Annotated in this window: 3 protein-coding genes and 1 pseudogene; all 4 read right to left on the bottom strand. The window is 53.4% G+C overall.

Annotated features, from left to right (window positions below; translation table 11 throughout):
- Positions 1-363: hypothetical protein (locus HMPREF2845_RS09285; protein ID WP_168163709.1), on the bottom strand; the 363-nt coding region annotated here is incomplete at its 3' end.
- A gap of 67 nt (positions 364-430) precedes the next feature.
- Positions 431-640 (bottom strand): hypothetical protein, encoded by a 210-nt coding sequence (locus tag HMPREF2845_RS01055; RefSeq protein ID WP_141744456.1) that lies wholly within the window; start codon positions 638-640, stop codon positions 431-433.
- Between the two features lie 209 nt (positions 641-849).
- Entirely contained in the window at positions 850-1,323 is a 474-nt protein-coding gene (locus tag HMPREF2845_RS01050) for a hypothetical protein (RefSeq protein ID WP_070633670.1), read from the bottom strand.
- 235 nt (positions 1,324-1,558) lie between these two features.
- A pseudogene (locus tag HMPREF2845_RS09280) lies at positions 1,559-1,979 on the bottom strand (DUF3488 domain-containing protein); the annotation flags it as partial.

The raw sequence follows: 1,979 nt of genomic DNA, 5'->3' as shown, positions 1-1,979 counted from the left end.
GAGAATACGACCCGCTAGGGCAGGTACACCGTGCCTCTGCGCTACCCACCCCTGCCAGATACCCAGGATGTTCAGCACCGGCGCGGCGAGAGCTACCTGCAGACCACTTTCTCCAAGACCCTGGACAAGCAACCAAAACCCTAGAACGAAAGACAGCGGGCTGAGGAAGCCGAAAAGCAGGGAGAAGTTCGCAGCCCTTTTACCGTCTTGTGTTCCTTGCACAGCGGGAGGTTGCTCGCTCGCATGTTGCTCCCAGTCGTCCGTATCGTCAGCACTGGGTTGCACGCTGTTGTTCGCCTGGTAGAGCTTGGCGTACTCGGGGTTGTCATCGAAAGCTTCGTTGTTTTGGGGTAGCTGCGACATCGCATCCACAACCTTTCAGGATCTACACGCGTTAGTTGAATACCTCAGCCTGGTGCTTCGCAAAAACCTATTCGCCGTTGAACCACGCCCACACAATCAGTACGTACACGAGGACAAGCTTGGCGATAGCTATCCAGCTCAGGATTCGACCCGCAAGAGAAACTACGCCGTAACTATCCGCTTCCTTAGCTTTATGTAGACCAAGGACACTTAAGATGATGGTGGGGATACCGAAAAACCACGGACCCGACACCATGATGTTGATGAGGCTGAGCACACCGAAAGTGAGTGAAAGTTGGGAGGCTCGTTCCCCTAGATTAGTCGCTGTTTTCCCACCGCTCTGCATCATAGGGGGCTCTTCAATATCAGCACCCTGTTTGTGGCGATGAGGTTTCGAGCGCAGACCAGCTGCTGGGTCGGAATACGGGCCTAGGATTGGATCCTGCATCGTTGCATCATAACCTTTCAATACCGGGTGTTACGTGTCTATCGAAGTGAGAGAGCGCTCAGGCTCGTCGACGGGCCTGCATCATTGAAGCCGTACAGAGCAAACCCAATCATTATGATGAAGCCGACGATGGCGATGACAATGACCATTCCTATCCCACTGAGAAACAGACCCACGTTGGCGTCCTCACCGTGCTGTCTTGCCACCCGTGCTTGCCAGAGACCCAAGAAGTTCAGTAATGGCGCAGCAATGATTATTGGCATGCCGATACCAAAGCCATGGGAAACCCACCAAAACGCTAGGGCGAGAATAAGCATACCGAAGACACCGAAAATCAGGGAGAGGTTTGCGGCTTTTTCGCCAGGGCCCATCTTCCACACGCTCGAAGAGAACTCACTCGCGGGTAGCGGCTGGTCGTCCATAACAGACTGCACGCTGTCGCTCCCCCGGTGGGGCTTAGCGTATTCAGGGTTGTAATCGAAGGCTTCATTGTTTTGGGGTAGCTGCGACATCGCATCCACAACCTTTCACGTTCCACACGCAAGGGGTGTTAACTTCACCCTAGACCCTCCCCACCGGGGAAACAAGCATGTCGAGCCCATTCCAGGAAACATACGGCATACACACAACAAAGCCCCGCACCTCAACGTGAGGAACAGGGCTTTCTCATGCTCACCAGCATGCATTCTGACCGGTCATACCCAACAAAACGAGAGTATCTTCAGACCCACCACCTTATTGGTGCTTTTATAAAGATTGACTGAGGCTTATCAGAAACAAGATGACAAAAAGATAGAGAGCAAGGACAATACCTACACCCGCCCAGCTGAGAATACGACCCGCTAGGGCAGGCACACCGTGCCGTTTAGCCACTCGCCCCTGCCAGATACCCAAGATGCCCAGTATCAGTGAGATAACGGTGAAATCTGGTGCCCAGACCCAGGTCAATAGCGGGATACACAGTAGGCTGAGGGCGCCGAAAAACAATGAAAGACTTGCCGCGTTCTGCCCATCCCGCCGCTTCGAGAAGCCAGGTGAAACCTTTTTTCCGGGTAGTAGCTGGTTGCCTAAAACACCAGCGTAGGGTTGCCAACTGCCATTTGTCTGGTTGAGCATGTTGTATTCGGAGTTGTTATCGAAAGCTTCGTTGTTTTGGGGTAGCTGCGAC

The sequence above is a fragment of the Rothia sp. HMSC065B04 genome (genome assembly GCF_001812285.1).
Taxonomy (GTDB): domain Bacteria; phylum Actinomycetota; class Actinomycetes; order Actinomycetales; family Micrococcaceae; genus Rothia; species Rothia mucilaginosa.
This window is presented reverse-complemented; position numbering and strand designations above follow the sequence as displayed.